This is a genomic window from Ardenticatenales bacterium, from assembly GCA_020634515.1.
Classification (GTDB): domain Bacteria; phylum Chloroflexota; class Anaerolineae; order Promineifilales; family Promineifilaceae; genus JAGVTM01.
Genome location: JACKBL010000008.1, coordinates 296356 through 319620, shown reverse-complemented (window position 1 = coordinate 319620; position 23265 = coordinate 296356). Strand labels below are relative to the sequence as shown.

At 60.7% G+C, this 23265-nt stretch carries 17 protein-coding genes; 8 read left to right on the top strand and 9 right to left on the bottom strand.

All coding sequences use genetic code 11. The annotated features are described in order from the left end of the window. The first annotated feature begins 45 nt into the window (after positions 1-45). From H6650_20085 to H6650_20070, 4 genes are all read left to right on the top strand, one after another. The gene (locus tag H6650_20085; GenBank protein ID MCB8954312.1) at positions 46-1740 is read left to right on the top strand and encodes a pyridoxal-phosphate dependent enzyme; all 1695 of its coding nucleotides are present in this window, start codon (positions 46-48) and stop codon (positions 1738-1740) included. 27 nt (positions 1741-1767) lie between these two features. Further along, positions 1768-2697, top strand: coding sequence for a DMT family transporter (locus H6650_20080; GenBank protein MCB8954311.1), 930 nt, complete (start codon positions 1768-1770; stop codon positions 2695-2697). A 232-nt stretch (positions 2698-2929) separates the two neighbouring features. Continuing rightward, the gene (locus H6650_20075) at positions 2930-3475 is read left to right on the top strand and encodes a dual specificity protein phosphatase family protein (protein ID MCB8954310.1); all 546 of its coding nucleotides are present in this window, start codon (positions 2930-2932) and stop codon (positions 3473-3475) included. Between the two features lie 793 nt (positions 3476-4268). Continuing rightward, on the top strand, positions 4269-4481 hold the full coding sequence (locus tag H6650_20070) for a PIN domain-containing protein (GenBank protein ID MCB8954309.1): 213 nt from the start codon (positions 4269-4271) through the stop codon (positions 4479-4481). Positions 4482-4491: 10 nt separating this feature from the next. Here the strand turns inward: H6650_20070 and H6650_20065 are convergent, their stop codons facing one another. The 9 genes from H6650_20065 to trmFO all read right to left on the bottom strand — a co-directional run bounded on the left by H6650_20065 (position 4492) and on the right by trmFO (position 17450). Beyond that, entirely contained in the window at positions 4492-6444 is a 1953-nt protein-coding gene (locus H6650_20065) for a phospholipid carrier-dependent glycosyltransferase (GenBank protein MCB8954308.1), read from the bottom strand. Positions 6445-6461: 17 nt separating this feature from the next. Next, entirely contained in the window at positions 6462-8792 is a 2331-nt protein-coding gene (locus H6650_20060; protein MCB8954307.1) for a phospholipid carrier-dependent glycosyltransferase, read from the bottom strand. Positions 8793-8912: 120 nt separating this feature from the next. Further along, positions 8913-10430: a glycerol kinase GlpK gene (gene glpK / locus H6650_20055; protein MCB8954306.1), complete on the bottom strand. Its 1518-nt coding sequence runs from the start codon at positions 10428-10430 to the stop codon at positions 8913-8915. Between the two features lie 8 nt (positions 10431-10438). Beyond that, positions 10439-11608 carry a M20/M25/M40 family metallo-hydrolase gene (locus H6650_20050; protein ID MCB8954305.1) on the bottom strand — a complete coding sequence of 390 codons (1170 nt, stop codon included), beginning with the start codon at positions 11606-11608 and terminating at the stop codon, positions 10439-10441. Positions 11609-11680: 72 nt separating this feature from the next. Next, a complete protein-coding gene (locus H6650_20045; protein MCB8954304.1) occupies positions 11681-11929 on the bottom strand; it encodes a hypothetical protein in 249 nt (82 codons plus the stop codon). 69 nt (positions 11930-11998) lie between these two features. Beyond that, on the bottom strand, positions 11999-13318 hold the full coding sequence (hflX, locus tag H6650_20040) for a GTPase HflX (GenBank protein ID MCB8954303.1): 1320 nt from the start codon (positions 13316-13318) through the stop codon (positions 11999-12001). 106 nt (positions 13319-13424) lie between these two features. Then, on the bottom strand, positions 13425-15002 hold the full coding sequence (locus tag H6650_20035; GenBank protein MCB8954302.1) for a mucoidy inhibitor MuiA family protein: 1578 nt from the start codon (positions 15000-15002) through the stop codon (positions 13425-13427). 86 nt (positions 15003-15088) lie between these two features. Beyond that, positions 15089-16057 carry a M28 family peptidase gene (locus H6650_20030; protein MCB8954301.1) on the bottom strand — a complete coding sequence of 323 codons (969 nt, stop codon included), beginning with the start codon at positions 16055-16057 and terminating at the stop codon, positions 15089-15091. Between the two features lie 7 nt (positions 16058-16064). Beyond that, positions 16065-17450, bottom strand: a complete 1386-nt coding sequence (gene trmFO, locus H6650_20025) for a methylenetetrahydrofolate--tRNA-(uracil(54)-C(5))-methyltransferase (FADH(2)-oxidizing) TrmFO (GenBank protein ID MCB8954300.1) — start codon at positions 17448-17450, stop codon at positions 16065-16067. A gap of 118 nt (positions 17451-17568) precedes the next feature. Between trmFO and H6650_20020 the strand changes: the two genes are divergently transcribed. The 4 genes from H6650_20020 to H6650_20005 all read left to right on the top strand — a co-directional run bounded on the left by H6650_20020 (position 17569) and on the right by H6650_20005 (position 23095). Next, positions 17569-19359 carry an SWIM zinc finger domain-containing protein gene (locus tag H6650_20020; protein MCB8954299.1) on the top strand — a complete coding sequence of 597 codons (1791 nt, stop codon included), beginning with the start codon at positions 17569-17571 and terminating at the stop codon, positions 19357-19359. A 9-nt stretch (positions 19360-19368) separates the two neighbouring features. Beyond that, positions 19369-20157 carry an aminoglycoside 3'-phosphotransferase gene (locus tag H6650_20015; protein MCB8954298.1) on the top strand — a complete coding sequence of 263 codons (789 nt, stop codon included), beginning with the start codon at positions 19369-19371 and terminating at the stop codon, positions 20155-20157. Positions 20158-21203: 1046 nt separating this feature from the next. Beyond that, entirely contained in the window at positions 21204-22160 is a 957-nt protein-coding gene (locus tag H6650_20010) for an ABC transporter ATP-binding protein (GenBank protein MCB8954297.1), read from the top strand. Between the two features lie 56 nt (positions 22161-22216). Continuing rightward, complete coding sequence (locus H6650_20005) at positions 22217-23095, top strand: ABC transporter permease (protein MCB8954296.1); 879 nt, start codon at positions 22217-22219, stop codon at positions 23093-23095. Positions 23096-23265: the final 170 nt, after the last annotated feature.

Genomic DNA, 23265 nt, shown 5'->3' with positions numbered 1-23265 from the left:
GCGCGTTGCCTGGCGCATGGCGCGTCTCTTCGCAAAAGGACCAACTTGAACGATAGCCCCCATCCCTCTCATTTCCAGGTCGTATGCCGCGCCTGCGGGTACGCCATGCCCTCACTCAAGCCAAAACCCGCCTGCACCCACTGTGGGCAAAAATGGCTTGACGCCGTCTACGATCTGGCGCGCATCGGTCCCGGCTGGCCGCAACGACTGCGCCAGTACGGTGCGTCGATGTGGCGTTACCGCGAACTGCTGCCGGTGAAAGAGGACGCGCATATTGTCACATTGGGCGAAGGTTGGACGCCGCTTTTGCCGGCACTCAACCTCGGCCTTATGCTGGGTCATCCTCGCCTCTACATCAAGGACGAGCGCCAGGGGCCGACCGGCTCCTTCAAAGACCGGCAGGCGGCGATTGCCGTCTCCGCCATGAAGGCGGCGGGCTGCCGTGAAGCGGTCGTCGCTTCCACGGGCAATGTGGCTATTGCGTACTCGGCTTTCTGCGCCCGTGCCGGCATCAAACTGTGGGCATTCGTTCCCAGCTCCGTCCCCGCCGAAAAAATGCGCGAAGTCGCCCTCTACGGCACCGAAGTGATCAAAGTCACCGGCACCTATGATCAGACCAAGCAAGTCGCCGCCCGTTTCGCCGCTACGAAGAACCTCTTTCTGGACGAAGGCATCAAAGGCATTGCCGCCAAAGAAGGGATGAAAACACTCGGCTTTGAAATCGCGGAGCAGTTGGGCGCGCTGGCCGTTGGTCTCGACCCCTACCGCCCCGGCGGCAGCGTCCCCGCCTGGCGCACGCCCGACTGGTACGTGCAGGCCGTCAGCGGTGGATTAGGCCCCGTGGGCGTGATGAAAGGGTTCGCCGAATTGCGCGAAATGGGGCTGGTAGAGCGGCTGCCCAAACTGGCCTGCATCCAGGTGGCCGGTTGCGCGCCCATGGCCCAGGCGTTCCGGCGCGGGCAGCGCCAACCACTGGAGGTACCACACCCACACACGGACATCAACGTGTTGGCCACGGGGCTGCCTGGTCAGGCTTATGAAGTGCTATTCGATTTAATGACCGAGAATGGGGGTGTTTTTGAAACCGTCAGCGACGCGGACGCTTTTCGCGCCATGCACGCGCTGGCAAAAATCGAAGGGCTTTCCGTGGAACCGGCGACGGCGGTCGCGTTCGCGGGCGTCATTGAAATGGTGCGCGCGGGCGTCATTGATCCCGGCGAGACCGTCGTTATTAACTGCTCCGGGCACACTTTCCCCGTGGAAAAGCACATCCTGGGTGAACAGATCGGGCGCGATATGCAGTTAGACGATACAATGAACCTGGGACGCGAGGAGGGGCTGCTGACGGCGCTGGAAGAGCTGGACGCGCGCGTGCAGCGGATCGCCATTCTGGAGGACAATCCTGACGCCAGCCGCCTGATTCGCCGCATTCTGCAGGCGCAGGGGGAGTTCCTGATTGAGGAGGCGCAGGATGGTCTGGAAGGGCTGGCGTTGATTAAGACAACGCGACCCAATCTGGTAATCATGGACCTGATGATGCCCGGTTTGGACGGGTTCGACGTGATTGAGGCCATGAAGGCGGATAATGCGCTGAAGGAAATCCCCGTGATTGTGGTCACGGCAAAGGATCTGACGGCGGATGAGCGTCTGCGCCTCAGCGGCAAGATTGCCCGCCTGCGTCCAAAAGGATCGTTCCTGGACGTGGATTTGATCGAAGACATTCGTGAAATTTTGGTCTAGCAGTTTATTTCGATTGTCGTATGGAAGATGCACCACCCATCAACCGCCACGGGCAAAGGGTTTGCCTCCGCCTTATTGTCGCCGCTTTTTCTGGGCGTCATTCCGATTCTGGCGAAACTGGCGTTTAATGCCGGCATCGACGTGATGACGTTGGTTGCCTTGCGCACCCTGATCGCCGCCGTCCTGCTGTGGGGCTTCATCTTCCTCTTTGCCCGCCGCGCCATCCTCTCTTCCACGCCCGCCGTCCTCAGCAGCCTTTTTGCCGGCAGCATCAATGGCCTCGGCTCCATCTGCTTCTACGCCAGCCTCAACCGCATCGACGCCTCCCTGGGGCAGCTCATCAACATCAGCTACCTCGTCTTTGTCACCCTCTTCCTACGACTGGCCGGGCAGCAAATCTCCTGGCTCACCCTGGGGCGGGTGTTCCTGGCCGTGGTGGCCATCTACATCCTCACCAGCGGCGGCATCGGCCAGCCCGATTGGGTTGGCGTCGGCCTCATGCTCCTGGGCGCGCTCGCCTACGCCGTGCAGTTGGTCCTCAGCCAGCGCATTCTCTACGACATCCCCGCGCAAACCTTCACCCTCTACGCCCTCACCGCCATGGCCGCCGTGGTCGGCATTGGCTGGCTGCTCACGCCCGCCGCGACCCACACCATGCCCCCGCCCGCCTGGTCGCCCGTCATCTTCATGGGATTAGCCACCCTGCTCGCCCGCCTCACGCTGTTCCTGGGCGTGAAGCACCTGGGCGGGATGCAAACGGCGCTCCTTGGGCTGCTGGAGGTGATCGTCACGCTGGCGGTTGCCTATCTCACGCTGGGCGAACGGCTTACCTGGCAGCAGTGGGCAGGGGCGGCGATGATCCTGGTCAGCGTGCTGCTGGTCGGCTACGAACGTAACGTGCCCCGTTTTATTGACTGGTGGGCCGCCATCTACACCCGCCTGCGCTGGCCGAATTGACGCCATCCAGCCACATTAACCATTCACAGATTGTAACTACTAACGCTCTCTGGAGATTGGACCAATTTCACGCGTTCAATGGCGATTTTCACCAGAGCAAATTGGTCCAATCTGGCTTAGTAGTTACCACAGATTCAGGAATTCACCCATCAATTATCGCTCTCGCGTCCCTTTATCGCCTAAACTCGCGGCGCGGCTAATACCACCAACCACTGTTGAAGGAAAACACCCCATGATCTCCCCCAACCCTCCCATCCCCAATGCCTACTGGGTGCTGCCCGGACAACTGCTGGCGGGTGCGTATCCGGGGGCACAGGACGAGGCGGTGGCACGGGACAAGTTGGAGAAATTGGGGAATGCCGGCATTTCCTACTTCCTCAACCTGACCGAACCCACCGAACTGAAACCCTACCACCCCTTCCTTCACCCCGCCATCGTCCACCACCGCCTATCTATTCCCGACTTCAGCACCCCCACCCCCGACCACATGACCGCCATCCTTGACGCCCTGGACGCCGCCCTGGCGCAAGGGCACACCGTCTACCTTCACTGCTGGGGCGGCATTGGGCGCACGGGAACCGTCGTTGGCTGCTACCTGGTGCGGCACGGTTGGGATGCCGCCGCGGCCCTGGCCCAGATTGCCCGCTGGCGACAAAATACCCCCGACGGCCACCGTCCCTCCCCGGAAACGGAAGCGCAGCAGCAAATGGTCCTCCACTGGCAAGAGAAGTCCGATCACCTTCCCGCACGCGGCTTTGATGTCCAACAACCTGGATGACAAGACGCTTTTGACCTAAAACCGGGCTTCCCGGAAGCTGATTTTTACGGCTTTCTTTCCCCCGTGTATAATCTTGTAACAAAGATCAGGTACAAGCGGAGGTAACGGTGAGTACGCTATTGCTCAAGAACAAAGTGTTGCAGGAAATCGATCTCATTCCAGAGGAGCGACTTCACTGAAAAAACCGGGTTTTTCGAGTGCCCGGCCAAAATTACCAGAGTGGTTCATGTGTAAAAACCCGGTTTTTGGCCTTTTTTCAGTAGAGTCATTCATTCTTTCAGGCGAGACCTGGAAAAATCAGAGACAGTCCCCGCCACGCCCCTTCAATCCTTTGCCGGCTGCTGGAAAGACATGCCAGACGAGATTTTTCTAGATTTCTTGAGAGAAATAAGCCAACGTCGAGATCAAGCCTTCGCGCGGAGAAGAAGTAATGAAGACGTCGCTGGTTGATACCGACATCCTGTCGCTACTCTTTCGTGGATACCCTCACGTTGTAGCTCAATTTGAAGCATACTTCAAAGAACATAACATAATCAGTTTCAGCGTCATTACTGACTCTACTGAAAAAAGGCCAAAAACCGGGTTTTTACGCATGAACCACTCTGGTAATTTCGGCCGGACACTCGAAAAACCCGGTTTTTTCAGAGACACCGCGATGCCCATAATCAGTTAGTAACCGCCCAAAAATAACTTCACATTTCTTCGGACGGTTACTGACAAGCTGTCCGCACATTTCCGCTAATTTAATTGCGGACAGCCATTAGCGACGTTTCTTGAATTTGCCGCGCAAAACATCATTTACCCATTTACGCAAAGCGTCGCCGACGTTGCGGCTGAGATTTATGCGGAAACCAGGAAAGGCAGACAACCAGTTGATGACATTGATTTGTTGATAGCGGCGACAGCAATAGCTAATGGATTGACATTGGTTACCAATAATCGCAAACATTTCGACCGAATCGCCGCGCTGGAAGTCGAGAATTGGGTTGAAGACACGGGCAACTGAGATCGTTCTATCAGGGAATGAGACGGACAGGCGATCCCAGCGGGGTCAGGGTGGGGAGGTCGTAAAAGCCGGTTTCCAGGGCGACCGTCGCGGGGGTGTCGGGGGGCAAGTCAATGACGAAGGTGTCTAGCACGATTTCGCCGGGCTGCCAGTCGGTGGTGGGGTAGCCGGCGGGGGGACGGTCTTGCTGCGCCAGGAGTTGCCCCGCGCTATCCAGGGCGTGTACATAAGCAGTGTACGCCTTTTCCGGGCGGGTGTGCGCCTGCCAGACGAGGGTGACGGCAAGGCGACCGTCCTGGCGCGCCTGGGACCAGCCGCGCAGGTGAATCTGGTCGGCGAAGTTGGCGGGGGAGGCCAGGGATGCCGGCATACGCGCCACCCCCCCCCCCACCGTAAAAGGCACAAACCCGTCCCGCTCCGCCCCCATCACGCCAGCGGGAAAGGCCGCCTGTAGCTGCGCCAGCGTCACCGTGCTGTCGGGACGGATGAGATAGAGCGCGGGTTGGTCGGGAATGCCGGCAGGAACCGCCCCCCCATTCCCCGTAAAACTGCGCAACGCCCCCCGCCTCTCGCCCAAAGCATAATAAATCGTCGCCATCTCCTCCTGCGTCGGCGAGAGATACAACGCCCCCGGCGTGGGAAACGCCGCCGCATATTGCCCCAATGCCCAATCCGGGGCGTAAAAATCCGCCTCTAACGCTGGCTGCCCCGCGTAACGCACAAAATAGTCGTAACCGGTGAGGCAGGCGCTGCCCAGCAGCAGCAACGCCAGCGCGCCCGCGGCCACGCGCGGCGACCGGCGCTGCGCCAGCCAACGCCACGCGCCCACCACGCCCCCGGCCGCCAGCAACGCCAGCGGCGGCGCGGCTCCCGCCAGGCGGCCAAAATGGGGCGCGTCTCCGCTGAGGATGGACGGCAGCAGCATCACCGCCAGCCAGATGAGGAGAAACTGGTCGGCGCGCGCGCGGCGGCGCACCACACGCACCAACCCCAAAGCCAGGAAGCCGGACTGGATGGCGTCGAGGAAGGGGCGACCGGGGAGGTTGTGGCGCAGGTGGGTTTCCCCTTGCCACACCAGCCCGCGCAGCACGCGCCCCACGTTCAGCAGCCAGGTGAGCCAGGGGCGGTCGGCGATGGTTCCTTTGCCCTTGTTGGCGACGTAGGCGATGCGGAAGACGAAGAAGTAAGGGTAGCGGAGGAAGAAGAGCAGCAACGGCAGGGCGACGACCAGCGCCGCGCCGCCAACGAGCAGCAGGTCGGCGGCAATGGCGCGCCAGGCATTCCGCTCCTGCCCCACCCGGAGGAGGGCGTAGAGGAGAAAGACGAGGGGAAAGAGGCGGGAGGCGGCGTAGGTGTACAGCCCCAGGCCGACGAAGAAGCCGGCGGCCAGGAACCAGGGGGCGGCGCGCGCGCCGGTCCGACGCCGGGCCAGGCCGCGCCAGTAGCAGGCGACGGCCAGGGTGGTCATGGGCAGGAAGAGAATGACGCGCAGGCCAAAACGGCTGAAGTGGACGCTGGGAAAGAAGATGGCGATGAAGAAGGCGGCCAGGAGGGGGAACCAGGCGGGGGCGCGTTTTTCGTCGTTGGCGTAGAGGGCGGCGGCGGCGAGATAGGTGGTGTAGGTGGCGAGGATGCCGGCAAATGCCGGCACAATTCGCACGGCCACCGGCGTCGCCCCCAACAACCACACCGCCACCGCCATCAAGTAAATGTGCAGCGGCTCCCGCCCATAATTCCCCTCAAAAAAGACCGGCCGGCGCGTCGGCGCGGGCGGATGGTCCCCATGCGCCTCCGCCGCGTACAGCTCCCATCCCTCATAAAACTGGGGAAACGTGGCCCCCTCGGTCAAGGCCAGCGCATCCAGCCCATTGTACGCCTCATCGTGGTACAGACCCGGCGGCATCTCTCCCAATCGCCACAGGCGCAGGAAGGCGGCCAGCAAAATCACGCCTAACAGAGCCAAACGCGACCACCCCGGCCTCATGGCACAATCACCGTCCCCAGGTTCAGCGTATCCGCGCCGGCAGGGGTGCGCCAGCGCGCGCCATCGGCGGGACGATAGAGGCCGGCGACCACGGCATACGTGCCGGGCGCGAATGACGGCTCCAGGTGGATGGCGTGCGTCTGCATCAACAGATCGCCCCGCTGCCAGCCGGCGGCGACGATGCCCAGGCCATCCCACTGCGTGGCGATTTGCCCATCGGCGGCGATGAGGTGAAGAAAAATCTTCACGGGGGTCGGTTCTCCGTCCTGCCGCCAGACCGTGCGCCAGACAAGATCGGTTCCGGGCGCGATGGTGATGGTCTGGGGCGCATCCGGGTAGGCCGAAATCTGGCCGTCATCCAGGCGCAGGGTGACGGCGGGGACGGGCGGGGACGCGACAGCGGCGGGGTCGGCGCGGTAGAGGGTGTAGGCGGCGTTGGTGGCGATTGGCTCCAGGCTGGCGGCGAAAGCGGGCGGCGGCGGGGTGGCGAGGGCATAGTATGCAGGGGCGTCGGCGGGTTGCAGCCATGCCTGGTAGGGGAACTGCCAGCGCAGGCGCAGGTCGTTGCCGGCGAGGAGGGCGTGATCGGCGGGAGCGATTTCGTCGAGTTGCACACCGCTGAGGATGAGGTTGATGGGGGGCGTGGATGCCGGCACTTCATACAAAAAAATGCTGTACCCAATCTTCGCTATCGGCTGGCGTTGGCGGAACCAGGCGTACAAATCGTGGTCCGCGAAAAGCACCCCCTGCAAATTCGTCACGCTGATCGCGTACACCCCCGGCGCGGGGTCCGACGGGTAGAAAATACGCGCCCCCGCGTCCATCAAGCGCGGCGGGAAACTCGCCAATCCGCGATAGGCGATGCCGTAGTAATCGGGGCGCGCTTCGCCGAAGTAGCTCAGGTACACCCAGGGCACGCCATTTTCCGCCATCCACGGCGGCAATCCGGCCAGGTCTTGCCCCCAATCGATGTTGCTGTCCACCAGGTAGCGCCAGCCGCCATCCGGCCCGCCCGCCAGGATATTGAAGAAGGAAAGATGATGCGGCGCGATCAGCAGCGAAGCCGCGCCCAACCAGCCCGCCAATCCCACGGCGGCCCAACGCGGCTTACCATCCAGGCGAGAAAGGGCGACGGCGACAAAGACGGCAAGGAAAGGAAGCAGCGGCAGCAGATGGCGATACCCCAGGTTGATGTCGCTGGTGAGGGCAATGGCGAAGTAACCCAGCGGGGGAATGAGCAGGACGGCGGCGTCTATGCCGGCAAACGGCAACGTACGACCGCGCCACCACCGCCAGGCGGCATATCCCGCGCCCCAGGCGAGCAAGAGCAGGCTGGGCAGGGGCGTCTTGAGCAGGAAAGCGACGGGGAAGTAGGTCCACCAGCCGCTATCGCTGTAGTGGCCGAGGAGGAAAGCGGGGGTGACTTTTTGCAGCCGCCCGCCGATGTCCAGCAGTTGCTCCAGGTGGTGGGAAAGGGGCAGCGTGAGGCCGGATAGTTGGGGCAGGGTGGGCAGGTTGGTGGGCATCGTGCCCACCTGGAAGCCATAGGCGGCCCAGAGGGCGAGCAGGGCGCTGAGGGGAAAGCCGATGAGGAGTTGACGCAGCATGGCGGGGCGCGCGGCGCGCGGCTGTCGCCAGAGGCCAACGAGGATGACGAGGGCGAAGAGGGGGACGAAAAGGCCAGCGGTGAATTTGGTGTCCTGAAGTAGGGCAAAAGCCACGCCCGCGATGATGACGCGCAGCCACCCTGGCCAGCGCAAATAGCGCCACAGCGCGTATCCGGCCAGCGCCGCGCCCGCCGCCAGCCCCAGGTCAGTGGTTGCCAACTGCGTGTGCGCCAGGATGTTGGGGTCGAGGGCGATGAGGGCCAGCGCCAGCAGTCCCGCATGGCGACGGCGACTGATGCGCCACGCCCAGCGTCCCACCAGGGCCGCCAGCAGCATCCCCAGCCAGACGGTCGGCAGCCGTCCTTCCAGCATGATGCGGCTGACGTCGTTGCCAATCTCCCACATGAACAACTCGGAAGGACGATGGAAGTTCGTCCCGACCCAGGCGGGATCGTCCGTGGGCAGGCGCACGGCGTCGTCCGCGGCCAGGAAAGCGGCGTTGAGCGCGTTCAGCCCCAGGGGATGGCCGACGCGGATGGCGCGGTTGGCGTCGCGCAGATAGGCAACGCCCCGGGTGAGGAAGCCTTGCTCGTCGAAGGTGGGGGATTGCCGCACCAGGCTGGTGACGGCGAGGGCGTACATGAGGAGGAGCAGCGCCGCCGCCGGCCAGATTGTCCACGGGTTTGGTTTAGGGTGCGTGGGGAAAAGTGTTTTGGACACGGTGGGTATGTTTTTGCCAACAACTTCCGGGAAGGTAGTCGTGAACCGAAGTACATGTACCAACAAACTTTCCCGGAAGTTCACCAACCGCTTGCGGGAAGGAGGTCATGAACAGCCACCTCACGGCCTCTCCACCCAGTCAAACGTGCGGGTGACGGCTTTTTTCCAACCGGCGTAGAGGCGATGGCGGCGGTCGGCGTCCATTTGCGGTATCCAGCGTTTGTCTTCGCGCCAGTTTTGGCGCAGTTCGTTCAGGTCTTGCCAAAAACCAACGGCTAATCCCGCCGCGTAAGCCGCGCCGAGGGCGGTGGTTTCCGCCACGCGGGGGCGGATGACGGGCACGCCCAGGAGGTCGGCCTGGAACTGCATGAGGAGATCGTTGTGGACCATGCCGCCGTCTACTTTGAGGGCGGTGAGGGTGATGCCGGCATCTTCCAGCATCGCCGCCAACAGTTCACGGGTCTGGTAGGCGGTGGCTTCCAGCGCGGCGCGCGCCAGGTGACCGCGGTTGGCGTAGCGGGTGAGGCCGACGATGACGCCGCGAGCGTCGGGCTGAAGGTAAGGCGCGTGTAGGCCGGAAAATGCCGGCACAAAATAGACCCCTCCATTGTCCGCCACCGTATCCGCCAGCGCCTCCACCTCCGCCGCGGAGGCAATCAGGCCCAGGTTATCGCGCAGCCATTGCACCAAAGCCCCCGCGATGGGGACCGCGCCTTCCAGGGCGTAGACCGGGTCGGCGTGCCCCAGGCGGTAGCCGACCGTTGTCAGTAATCCGCCGCCGGAGGGCACGGGATCGCCCCCCGTGTGCAGGAGCAGGGAGCAGGCCGCGCCATAAGCGGCCCTGGCCTCGCCCGGATTGAAGCAGGCCTGCCCTAACAAGGCGGCCTGTTGATCCCCTAACGCGCCGCAGACGGGAATCATGCCGGCAAAAGGACCATTGCGCAGCGTCGTGCCCCAGGTGTTGGGGTCGCTGGAGGGAACGATGAGGGGCAGCATGGGGCGGGGGATGCCAAAAATCTCCAGTATCTCCTCGTCCCAATCCAGCGCGCGCAGGTCCATGAGCATGGTACGGCTGGCATTGGTGACGTCGGTGACGTGCGCCCCCCGGCTGACGCCGCCGGTGAGATTCCAGATGAGCCAGGTGTCCATGGTGCCGAAGATGGCTGTGCCGGCATTGGCCGCCTGACGCAAACCGGGCACATTGTCCAACAGCCACTTCAACTTCGGGCCGGAAAAGGACGACGCGAGCGGCAGCCCTACGCGCGTGCGAAAGCGATCTTGCCCCCCCCGCACCGCCAGTTCCTGGCAAATCGGGTCCGTGCGCCTATCCCGCCACACCAGTGCATTGTAATACGGCTTACCCGTGTCCCGATCCCACGCCAGCGTTGTCTCCCGCTGGTTGGCGACGCCCACGGCGGCAATTTGCTCTGGCGAGATGCTGGCCTGCGCCAGCGCCTGCTCCACCGCCTGCTCCGTCCGCTCCCAGATTTCCAGCGGGTCGTGTTCCACCCAACCCGCGCGCGGGAAAATCTGCTGGTGTTCCCGCCACGCCTGGCTAATAATCCGTCCCGCCCGATCAAAGAGGATACAGCGCGTGCTGGTCGTTCCCTGATCAATGGCCGCAACAAATTCGTGCATAGTTGCCTCTATGGTGACGGAACGTCCGCGGCGGCAAGCGTGAGGAGCAGCAGTTGGCCCAATCCCCGCGGCAAGGTGTAGGGGTCGAGGTATTCATCCAGGCGATGGGTGTTGCCGGAGCGAGCCAGGCCAATGCAGACGGCAGGCCAGCCTCGGCTGAGGGGGATGTTGGCGTCGGTGCTGCCGCTTTCGTAGGTGGAATGCCGGCATCCAACCGCCCGTAGCGCCCCCATGGCCCATTGTACCAGCGGCGCATCCGCCGCTATCCCGCCGGCGGGTCGGTTCCCCACCTGCGTCATGCCCACCGTCACCCCCGGCTGCCGAATGACCGACGACGTCAACCCCCTTACCGTCTCCACCAGATTCGCCAGCGCATTCGCGTCCTCGGAACGCAAATCCAGCAGCAGGCTGGCCGACTGGGCAATACTGTTCACGGACAGGCCCCCCTCAATCACGCCCACGTTGTACGTCGTCTTGGGACGTTGGGGAACCGGAATCTCATCAATAGCCGCGATCAGCCGCCCCAGCACATGGATGGCGCTGGGCGTGCCAAAAGCCCCCCATGAGTGCCCGCCTGGTGCTTCCACCTCTATGCGAAAACGATTGACGCCAATCGCCTGGTGAAAAACCTGTCCGTACAGCCCACCTTCGACCACAATATAACGCGCCTGGCCGCCAAACCGGTCCGCCACGGCGCGCATACCGCGCAAATCGCCCAACCCCTCCTCGCCCACGTTCGCCACAAACCAGATGTCGCGGCGCGGCAGCGGGTCGAACGCGCGCAGCGTCTGCGCCAGCATCAGCAGCCCCGCCACGCCCATGCTGTTGTCCGCAATGCCCGGACCATACACAAATCTGCCTCTGCGCCGTACGGTCAGGTCTGTATCGGGCGCAAATACCGTGTCCAGATGCGCGGAGACCACCACGGCCTGCTCCCCGCCACGACCCGGCAAACGGCCATAAACGTTGTGTAAATCATCCTGGTCTACGTCGCGCAAACCGGCGGCAGCAAACTGCTCTTGCACGTAGGCCGCCCGCGCCGCTTCCGCAAACGTGGGAGCGGCGATCTGCTGAATGGCGATGGCTTCGGCAATCGCAGACGCGCCCCGCGCCTGCAATGCGGACAGGGCAGCCTGTACAGAGGGTATTTGCATCAATTCAGAGATTCGGTCCGTCATGTCGTGCGTGATCCGGCGCGGCGCGCCTTTGGCGAAGCGCGACGCATGGCAAAGGTGCGTCGCCCCCGTGAATTATCCCAACGGTTTGATGAGCAACAGCCCCAACAGCGCCACAATCAGGCCAAGATGCAAGAAAAAGTTGCTGTCCACGAGCCAATAATCCGTACCCACGAAAATTTGCAGCAGCCAGTTCAGCAGGATCAGGCCAATGCCGACCAGGGGCAGCAAACCGGGGCGAGCAGCAAGGAAGTTACTCGTCTTGTCCAGCATCTCGTTGATCAAGCGATTGAAATCTCTTCCCTGTCCGTTTCCGTTTCCCATCGTACTTGTATCCAATCATGCCCAAGATTGGTTCATTCGCCGCGAATGAACCAATCTGAAAAGCCTGTATTATGGATTACCGCTCACTTCATACGCGGCAAAAGCGGGCCGCAAGCGACGCGGCAAACGACCAAAAATGTCGATGCCGTCGGGACCATGCTCCTCATTTTCTACCTGGCCGCGCTCGTGGAAAAGGGAGAGCAGGTCGCCACGTGTGTAAGGCAGGTGCACGCGCAGAGGCATCATGTATTTTTCCGCCGCGGCTTCCACGGCGATGAGCAGTTCCTCCATCCCTTCCCCGGTAAGCGCGGAAACGGGGACGGCAGGCGCGGCATAGTCGCCCGACCGCAACGCTTCTCGCGCCAGCTCCGATAGCCTGTCAATTTTGTTGAGGGCAATGACCACGGGAAGCTGCTCAACTTCCAGTTCGGCCAGTGTGTCTTCCACCGCCTCCATTTGCGCGCGCGCCTGGGGGTGCGTGGCGTCCACGACGTGCAGGAGAACGTGCGCGTCGTTGATTTCTTCCAATGTGGCGCGGAACGCGGCGACGATCTGCGTGGGAAGTTTCTGAATGAAGCCGACGGTGTCCGTGAAGAGCATTTCGCGGCCTCCGGGGAGGTGGACGCGGCGAGTGGTGGGGTCGAGGGTGGCAAAGAGCATGTCCGCTGTGAGGATGTCCGCGCCGCTGAGTTTGTTGAGGAGGGTGGATTTGCCGGCATTCGTGTATCCCACCAACGCCACCACCCGCAACGCCGTCTGCCGCCGTTTGGCCCGCTGCTGACTACGCCGCTGCCGCACCGTCTCCAACTCCTGCTTGATCTTGCTGATGCGCCGCTGAATCTCGCGCCGGTCCGACTCAATCTGCTTCTCACCCGGACCACGCACGCCGACGCCGCCCGTGGCTCCGCCGGCGCGACCGCCCGCCTGCCGCGCCAGATGCGTCCACATCTTCGTCAAGCGCGGGAGGCGATACTCCAATTGCGCCAGCTCCACCTGAAGCTGTCCCTCGGCGGTTTGCGCATGTTGCGCGAAAATGTCCAGGATCAGCGCCGTGCGATCCAACACCTTCACGTTTTCGCCAAACACCTTCTCCAGTTCCCGTTGGTGGCGCGGGTTCAGTTCATCATCAAACAAGACCACACCCGCGTCCAGTTCCTCGACCAGGCTGTGAATCTCCTCCAACTTGCCGGAGCCAATGTACGTGGCACTGTCCGGCTGCACCAGCCGCTGCATGGCCTCGCCCACCACCTCCAGACCCGCCGTATCCGCCAGCCGCGCCAGTTCTTGCAGGCTCTCTTCCACGGGCAAAAGCGCCCGTCCTTGCTTAAATTCCACCCCCACGAGAAACGCTTTCTCCAGAGGACGATCTGTTGTTCTTGTTTCTTCCATAAGTTTACTCTTTGCGAGTTTGCGAGTGCGCGAGTTTGCGAGTCTGCGAGTGCGCGCGTCTGTGAGCTAGCACGTCACCTGCCCCTCGCCACTCGCCACTTGCCCCTCACACATTCAGGCCGGAGAGCGTGAGGGCGCGGGGGTGTTCGACGGAGAACTCGTACTGCACAGTCTGCTTCTGGCCCGGCGGCAGGGTAAAGCGCCAGGTGAATAGATTCAAGTCGCTCTTTTCCGCGGGTTCGGGCGTGATGCGTTCGGCGCGCACTTTGATGTTTTCGTGGCGGGAGATGGGCATCTGATCCTGCAATTCTACCACCGCTTCCGTGGGCAGCAGGTTTTGCAGCTCAATTTCATAGCCAAAGCGAAGCTGACGATTGTCCCGCAGCAGTCGCTTGTCTACATCCCGTCTCACCAGTTCCCGCTTCACGGTGAGGCGATCTTCCACGCCCAGGAGGAATTCGATCTCCTCATTGCGCGGCGCGTACTCAATGCGGCTGCCACCGATGAACTCGTCGTTGACAAACAGATTGACCGGGCCAGCAAGCAGCGGGCCAGGGCTGGTGTTGCGCACGGTGAGGCGGCGAAAAACGGCGTCGGTATGCAGGGGAATGGCCAGATAGTCGAGCCGGGGGTCCAAATTGAACCGGGCAATCACAGTCTTGTGGGGGGAGCCATCGCTGGGGATGTCGGCGGGCGTGGGCGTCGTGAACTGCACGGACATTCCTGTGTCTTGCACGTCCGCCACGACCACCTCCGCTTCCTCCGGCACCGACGCGGGGGCCGGCGCAGCAGCCAACATCCGTGGCTGCATCTTGGCGGCGCGCACCATTTCCGCCTGGGGCGCGGGCGTGGGAGGCGTGTACACGTCCACATACCACGGCTGCAATTCCGGCAGGCGTTGGTTCAGAGCCGGACGCGCCGTGGAGAGCGAGAGCGTCACGCCGGACCAGTCCTGGCCGGTGCGCTGCCGCACCTGCGCCAGGTACATGATCTCCAGGCGGCGGCCTTGTTCGTTGTCGGCGAGGCGCAGGTCGTACAACGGCTGCCAGCCGGCGCCGCGCGCGACGTAGCTTAATTCCAGGCTGAATGCGCCCTCGGTGAGTACTTCGACTTCTATTCGCGCCTGGTAACGTTGCAAGGGGCGCTGGGATTGCATTTGGGCGATGTCCTGGCGCAGTTTCTTCAGGTCGCGCTCCAATACGCGCTGCCGCGCTTCCAGGTCACGCACGGCGGCGCGAATCTGGGTGTCTTTTTCCAGCCAGAACTGGACGAGACGATCCTGGTCGGCGACGGTGGTGCGCCCATAGGCGAGACCTTTGGCGTATTCGAGGGTGGCCGAGCGCATGCCGGCAATAAACTTTGCCTGCTCCACTTGTCCGGTTTTCTCATCATGGATCACGCGCAGGTCTTCCTCCATGCGCTCCGCTGCTTCCTCCAGGTCACGCACGGCGGCGGCGGGCGTTTGCGCGTAGTTGCGCTGGCGCAGGTCCACGCCCAACAGGCGCACCCGGGCCTCGCCCGCGCCACCGACACGAACGGATTCCGGTTCCAGCAACAGGGGGAGTTCATCCACGACCAGGGTGTGCGCGCCGGGTTCGAGGGGAGCCTCGCCACGGCACAGGACGCGCGCCCGGTCAGGGTAAACGGTCACTGCGCTGGCGGTGACGGTGACGGTAATATCCATTTCTTCATCCTTCGTAACGACTAACGCTCTCTGGAGATTGGACCAATCTGGCTTGACGCCATCCTTCCGAAGTTCGGAAGTCGGCGCTACGGCTGCTCCAGCCATGTTTGCACAGTGCGGCCTACGCGCTCCAGGCTGTCCGGGCTGATTTTATCCAGCGTGTCGTCCACGGTGTGCCAGTAGGGATAATCGAAGTCGATGATGTCCACTGCCGCCCAGCCCCGCTGCGCGAAGGGGAGATGGTCGTCTATCATTGTATGCCGAACGGCGGGAATAAAAAAGTCGCCATAATCCAGGTCGGCGGCGATGGCCCAAATTTCGGCGCGGAGGGCGTCGTCGGAGTTGCCTTCGTAGTAGAGTTGTTGGTCGGCGTCGCCAATCATGTCCAGGACGATAATGCCGGCAGGCGACACCGTCAGATTATCAGCCATATAGCGGGAACCGGCAATCCAATCCCAGCCGGCAATACCGCCATGCCCATTGTCCTCCACGTCAAAGAAGGCCAGCCACACTTCGTAGGGAACCTGGGGCAAATTGAGCGCCTGCGCCAGTTCCAGGAGGACGGCCACGCCGCTGGCCCCATCGACCGCACCGGGCACGGGGGCACTGCTCCCTGGGGTCTGGTCCGCGATGCGGCGCGTGTCGTAGTGCGCGCCAATGATGACCACGGGACCATGCCCGACGTTGGCGCGGGCAATGATGTTTTGCGCGGCGAAGCCCTGGTAGTCGAAATCCTGTGTTTCGACCTGCCAGTTGGCCTGCGTGAGCGTATCGACGAGCAGGGCACGGACCTGGCGGTGGCCGTCGGAGCCGGGCCAGCGGGGTCCGAGCGACAGTTGCGCGGCGGCGAATTGATGGGCGCGGCGGCCGTCGAACAGGCGCGGGGCGGGGGTGGGAGCGGGGGTGAGGGTGGCGGATGCCGGCATTTGCGCTAACTGACCGGCAACAGGCTCGGCGGGCAGCGCGGTCTCCGGCGCGCGGCTACACCCCGTCAACCAGAGCCAAAACGTCAACAGCAACAGCAGAGAGGCAAAATGGGACGTGTATCGGCGCATAGCTGGCTCAACCTGGAGGGGCGGAAGCGGCCACGACGCGCTCGGCGGCGGCCTGGTCGAAGGCCAGTCGGCGTTCGCGGGCGAAACGGCGCAGCGCGGTGAGCGCCCGTTTGCTGTAGTAGGCGTAGCGATCCGCTTTCTTCATGCGGCTCTCTGGGGGCGGCAGGAGGCCGAAGTTGGCCTTCATCGGCTGGAAGCTCCGGGCTTCGGCGTGGGTGACGTAGTGGCAGAGCGCGCCCAGCATGGTCTGGGTGGGCAGGATGAGGGGCAGGTCGCCGGTGAGGAGGCGGGCAGCGTTGATGCCGGCAAGGAGTCCCGTGCCGGCATTTCCCACATACCCCTCCACCCCCGTCAACTGACCCGCGAAAAACAGATCGGCGCGCCCGCGATACTGCATCGTCGGCAGCAGCCATTCCGGCGCGTTAATGTACGTGTTGCGGTGCATCATGCCATAGCGGAAAAACTCCGCTTCCTCCAGGCCGGGGATGAGGCGCAGCACTTGCCGCTGTTCGCCCCAGCGCAGATTGGTCTGGAAGCCCACCAGATTGTAGAGCGAACCGGCCGCGTTATCCTGGCGCAGTTGCACCACCGCGTACGGCTGCCGCCCCGTGCGCGGGTCCGTCAATCCCACGGGACGCATGGGGCCAAAGGCCAGCGCCTCGCGCCCACGCTTGGCCAGCACTTCCACGGGCAGGCAGCCCTCAAAAAAGCGGGGGTCGTCCAGTTCGAACTGGCGCAGTTGGATCGTCTCGGCGGCGACGAGGGCGTCATAGAAGCGGTTGTACTCCGCCTCCGTCATGGGGCAGTTGATGTAGTCGCCTTCTTCTTGCTCCCCTTTCTCCCAGCGGGAGGCACGGAAGGCGACGTTCATGTTGATGGTTTCGGCGTTGACGATGGGGGAGAGGGCGTCGAAGAAGTAGAGGTACTCCTGGCTGCCGAGGGATTGCAGGGCGGTGGTGAGGGCGGGGGAGGTGAGGGGGCCGCTGGCGATGATGCAGGGGGCGGCGGGAATGTGGGTGACTTCTTCGTGGATAAGTTGGATGCGGGGGTGGTTTTGGATGCGTTCGGTGACGAGTTGGGCGAATTGGTCGCGGTCTACGGCAAGGGAAATGCCGGCAGGAATGGCCGCCTCCTCCGCGCATTGCAAAATCAAGGAACCGAGGCCGCGCATTTCCGCTTTGAGCAGGCCGGGGGCTTTGTCGATGAGGACGGAGCCGAGGGAGTTGCTGCAAACGAGTTCCGCGAGGCGGTCGGAGACATGGGCGGGGGTGGGCGTGTGCGGGCGCATTTCGTAGAGGCGCACGGAGACGCCGTGCTGCGCGGCTTGCCAGGCGGCTTCCGCGCCCGCCAGCCCGCCGCCGATGATGATGAGTTCGGAGGGTTTTGGAATCATGCCGGCATTTTAACACAAAACGCGCCCCTGTCCGCAATGGACCATAGACGCGCGTGCCGATCAGGATAAAATACCGTCGTGATTCACCAGGTGACTTGTTCGATGATGGAGGCACGCTATGACCACACAGACTGAGTTGACCGAGAGAGATATTATGGCCCTGGCCAGCGACGCATCCTTTACCAGAGGGATGAAATACTACAGAGACGAGCTGGTTTCGCATGTGGTGCGACGCGGAAATTTTGTCACCGCGCGCGTGGCGGGAAGCGGGTATGAACCGTATGACGTGGCGATCACGTTGGATGAATCGGGTATCGCGGATTCGTCCTGTACCTGTCCTTATGATTGGGGCGGCATCTGCAAGCATATCGTAGCCGTCTTGCTGACGCTGATTAACGACAAGAAAGAGGTAGTGGAGAAGCCGGCGCTGGAAACGCTGCTGGCGAATCTGACGGCGGACGATCTGCGGCGGGTGCTGCTGGGGGCGGCGGCGCAGGGCGTGGGGATTCTGGCGGCGATTGAACAAGAGATTGGGTGGTTGAAGGCAATGCCGGCATCCGCCACCCCCATCACGTCTGCTTCCATCGACCTCAACGCCATCCACCGCGAAATCCGCGCCGATTTCCGCCAATCATCCGCGCGGGATGCGCACTATGGCAGATATTACGACGAATACGACGGCCTGGAGATGAACCCCGACCTCATTCTCGACCCCTATCTGACAAAGGTGAGGGCCTTGCTGGATGTGGAAGATGTCGCCGCCGCCGCGGCCATGATCACAACCATCGTCGATGCATACATCAATGAAGTAACTAACCTGGATGAGCATATCTACGATTACAACATCGACATTTTTGACGAGGCCACGCTGATGCTGGGCGAGGCTCTCGCCGAGGTCTTGCTCAGCCACGACCTATCGCCGGCGGAGATCAAAGCCTGGAGCAAGAAGGTAGCTGCCTGGGAGGAAGACTTGCTGCTGGAGATAGCCACGACGGCGCTGGAGCAGGGCTGGACCTATCCGCCGCTGGTGGCGGCCATGCAGGGCCATATCACGGAACGGGGAGCCTGGGAAGGAGAAGCCCCTGATTTCGCGAATGAGTTGGCGCAGGCGCGCCTGCGCATTCTGGCACGGCAAGGGAGAACGGCGGCGTACATCAATCTGGCGGAAGCGGAAGGAGAGACGCAGATGGCTATCCTGATGCGCCTGCAAGTGGGCGATTATGCGACGGCGGTCGCCGATGCCAAAGCCTATCTGGCACTACCGCGAGACGCGCACGCCGTCGCCACCGTTCTCGTGGAAAAAGGCAAAATCGCGGAGGCGCTGGAGGTTGCCGCGCAAGGGCTAGCGTTGGAAGCCCGGGAGGGAAAGGTCGAACTGGCGCGCTGGACCCGCGACCAGGCTACGGCAACACGGCAGCGAGATCTGGCCCTACAGGCGGCGCAGGCGGCTTTTACGGCAAGCCTTACTTTCGACGATTACACCGCGACGCAGGCGATTGCCGGGGATGAATGGTCGGCGATCCGGCCCGCCATGCTGCAAGCTGTGCGGGGTGGTTGGGACACAACGAGCAAGGTAGACGTCTATCTGCACGAGAATATGCTGCGAGAGGCCATGGAACTGTTCGACAAAGTGAATTATGGCAGCGACCAGGCCCTCATGCGGGTGGTTGACGCCGTCTCGGCCACGTACCCGGACTGGTGTATACGGCAGTATCAGAAAAGGGGAGAGGTGATTATGGATGCCGGCAAAGCACAAGCCTACTACAATGCCGCTATCTGGCTGCGCCGCGCCCGCGACATTTATCAACAGCACAATCGTTTGCCCGAATGGCAACAGTACCTCAACCACATTCTGAGTAAACATGGCCGCAAATACAAGCTGGTTCCCTTGCTGCGCGACCTCCGCTAAATCCAACATATGACGCTCCCGCGCGACCTCTCCCTGCCCGCCGACCTGAGCGCCCGCGTCGCCGACTGCGCCTGGCAAATGGCCACCATGAGTTGGTCGGGCGCGCGGGTCTTTCGCCTGCGCCGACCGGATAACGTCATCTGGTATTTGAAGGTGGCAGCCGGTTGGTTGGCCGGTGAACTGCAACACGAAGCCGCGGTGATGAGGTGGCTGGCGGGAAAACTGCCCGCGCCACGTTGTCTCTACTTCGCGCGGCAAGAAGAAGACGCCTACTTGCTGATGACGGCGCTGGCGGGCGCGGATGTCACGCATTTTAATGACCAGTCCGATGCGGCGAAAGAAACGGCGGTGCGTTTGCTGGCGTCCGGGTTGCGCCAATTGCACAGCGTGCCTGTCGCCGATTGCCCTTTTGATCAACGTCTGGCGATGAAGATGCCGGCAGCCCAAAGCCGATTGCTGGCGGGTCTGGTGGATGAATCGGATTTTGACGTGGAAATGCCGGCATCTCACGCCTACCAGGAACTCCTACGCACACGCCCCCCGGATGAAGACCTCGTCTTCACGCATGGCGATTACTGCCTGCCAAACATCATGGTTTGGGATGAACAGGTCTCCGGTTTCATCGACCTGGGGCGGGCGGGCATCGCCGACCGCTACCAGGACCTGGCGCTCTGTACCCGCAGCCTGGGACACAACTTTGGTCCCGGCTGGGATACCCGTTTTCTTACGCACTATGGCCTGCCCGAACCGGATGCGGCCAAAGTCGCTTTCTACCGCCTGCTGGACGAGTTCTTTTAAGTAGATCCCTGATAGCTTGCAAAAAAACGTCTCAGGCAGGCGTCTAATTGAGAACAGGCCATCCGCAAATGCTTCCCTGGCCTCACAAGAACGGGAACGCATTCACGACTGGTCCATTATACGCCAACGAGATGCCCTTCTCCCGAAGAAGTGGGCAATGAGACGATTGGGGTCTGAAATGGCGCTTCCGGGAAGGTTTGTTGGACCATGTACCCCGGAGTCTGAACAGCTACATTTGAAAGAGCGTCCTATTTATGCTTGTATCCAATGCGCCCATCGTGCACCTTGAAACCTGTGGAATCACGACAAAGGCCCTGTTTGGGGCTGTAAGGCAACTTTTCCCTCAGTTGACACACGAAGATAGTTCGCTTATCATATGCAACTGTCTTATCTTGATCGCCGTTCCACAAACCAATAAGGGTAGAATTTTTGCCCATGTTATGCAAGGATGTGTAAACTCCTTGTCTTCAAATAACTGTAGCGTAACTATTCACGTCTCCGAGAGATTGGACCAATTTTGTAGACATCAATAAGATTCAACCAGAGCAAATTGGTCCAATCTGGGCAGATGACCTGTATAGTCACACTGTAGCTGCTAAGCCAGATTGGACCAGTCTGTAGAGAGCGTTGCAGTTACAAACAACTGAAGTACTGGTTAGTGTACAGTACGTAGTTGTCAGCCATCAGTGGACCTCGGGCGGGAAGATGCAAAGCCAATCCTCACAAGGCATCTAACCGTCCCAATTGGGCAGCATAAAACAACACAATAACGCACTTCCACCCTGGATCAGAAGACAGGCTGGGTAGAAATGTGGCGTATTCAAATGCCATCTGTTATGTAAATCACATTGCGGACACAAGGCTGTTTTTTGTTTGCTGCCAAGACAAATCAGAGACTAAACTGAAGAAAACGGTCTTCTTTTCGTTTCCAATCTCGCGCAGACCGCCTGTTTCATGACGTGCGCTTGGGCTAGTGGCTTCCACTGCGCAGGTGTTTTCATGCCTATTTTTGCTATTCCCCAAGACCATCAAGAATAATGACCAACATGCAAATTCAAGTTTCGGCACGAAATGTTCGAAAAACATATGGGAAAACAGAAGCCCTGAAAAATGCGACCCTGGATATATACAAGGGAGAGATTCTGGCATTGCTAGGGCCTAATGGGGCGGGGAAAACCACCCTTATCAAGATATTGGCAACATTGATCGCCAAGGACAGTGGGCAGGTAGAGGTCCTTGGCCTCGATCTTGACAAGCACGAAAGGGATATACGGTATCTTTTCGGATATGTCGGACAAGATTCTGAACGTTCTGCCTATGCCCGCTTAACGGCAATAGAGAACTTGCGCTTTTTTGGTTTTCTGCGTGGTTTGAGCAGAACAAGAATCGAGAACCAAATCGAGAAATTGGCAACCGATCTTGATTTTCAGCCCAACTTGAACAAACAGTTCATGCACCTTTCGGGAGGGCAGAAGCAAGCCGTCGTCATTATGCGCGCGCTGCTGCATGATCCACCCGTTGTTTATCTGGACGAACCGACGAAGGGGCTGGACCCTATCATCGCCAAAAAGACGCGCGCCTTCCTCAAACAATACGCCCACGAGGAAGGCAAAACGCTGCTATTAACGACTCACATCCTTTCCGAAGTAGAGCAACTGGCAGATCGTGTCGCGCTTATCAATACCGGCGAGATCGAGATTGTGGCCTCTCCACAAAGTCTGAAAGCGGCTGTAGGAGCAAGAGAGTTTGTAGAAGTCCAAGGGGACGCTTTACCCCAGTCTACCATAGACAAGATCTTAGCATCGGAAAGTGTACTGTTCAGTATGACCCATGAGTCCAATTGGGTTTCTTTTGGGGTCACTGACTTGCTAAGTGGGACGGAGGCTATCATTAACGTGCTGAAACAAGATGACGTGTACGCCATGCTTCGCCAACGAACTGTATCTCTAGAGGACGCCTTCTTGCACCATATTGGCAGGCTTGAAGACAGTTTTGATCGGTAGAGATGTCCCGTTGGGAGTTGACTGTTGTATTGGAAGTCTATGAAGGAGTAGACACTGTGCAAACAAAAGTGATGAGCGAGCGGGCAGCAACTATACGGGCCGATGTGAAATCCCCAACAACTGTTTCCGCATGGGTTGTGCTGCGAGAAACCATTATTAAAGATCTGCGAACAGCAGTGCGTTACCGGGCTGGTCTGGTAGGCGGCGTGATTGAGCTGCTGGTCAGAATGGTATTCTTCGTGTTTTTTGCCAATGTCATTACGTTTGAGGCAAGCCAGATTGGCCGGGAAATGACGACAACTGATGTCTTTGTGTTTTTCCAGGCATCTCTGATCTTGTGGATTTTTCGCGGTATTGCTGTTTCCGGCCCATTGGAAGCTGTGTACCGCGATTTATATTATGGAACGCTAGAATTCCTTTATACCAACCCCAGCTCCCGGTACGCCTATTATGTAGGTTCCGTACTGAGCCAGGTGTTAATTGCGCAGATTGTCTTTCTTCCCTTGTACGTGATTTTGATTGTCGTGTCGGGGGCGCAACCAATCAATATGTTAATGGTCCTCGTCGTATGCCTGGCTGTATTCCTAACACTCACGGCCATGGGGGTGATGATCGCCGGGTTGGGACTATTGTGGCGCAATATCGACTCGGTAGCCGGGCTAACGAACCTGGCTTTTGAGTTCCTGGCGGGGGCCTTCTTCCCGATTACTGTATTCCCTAAAGTGCTGCAATATATCGCTTACTTGCTGCCTTTTACATGGGGCTATGATTTGGTTCGCTACTACAGCTTTAATGGGGATTGGGTCACTATCCTTCCTGTATGGCAGGAATGGACCATCTTGATCGTGTACGCCGTCATTTTCCTGGCCTTATCCTACTTCTTCCTACGGAAGGTGGAACGCATGGCCAAGAGGCAGGGTCTGAATATCATTTAGAACTCTGTCCCCTCCCCGTTTCATTAGCACACACCTGACATACCAGACAGCGTGCTGTCTCTTGTTCGATGCACCCACCGCATTCAAGCACCTGGTATCCTGGAAAAATCGCGTCAGCGGAAGCTAATGACATCTTGGATCATCCAAAAACAACATCCCATTTCCCACAG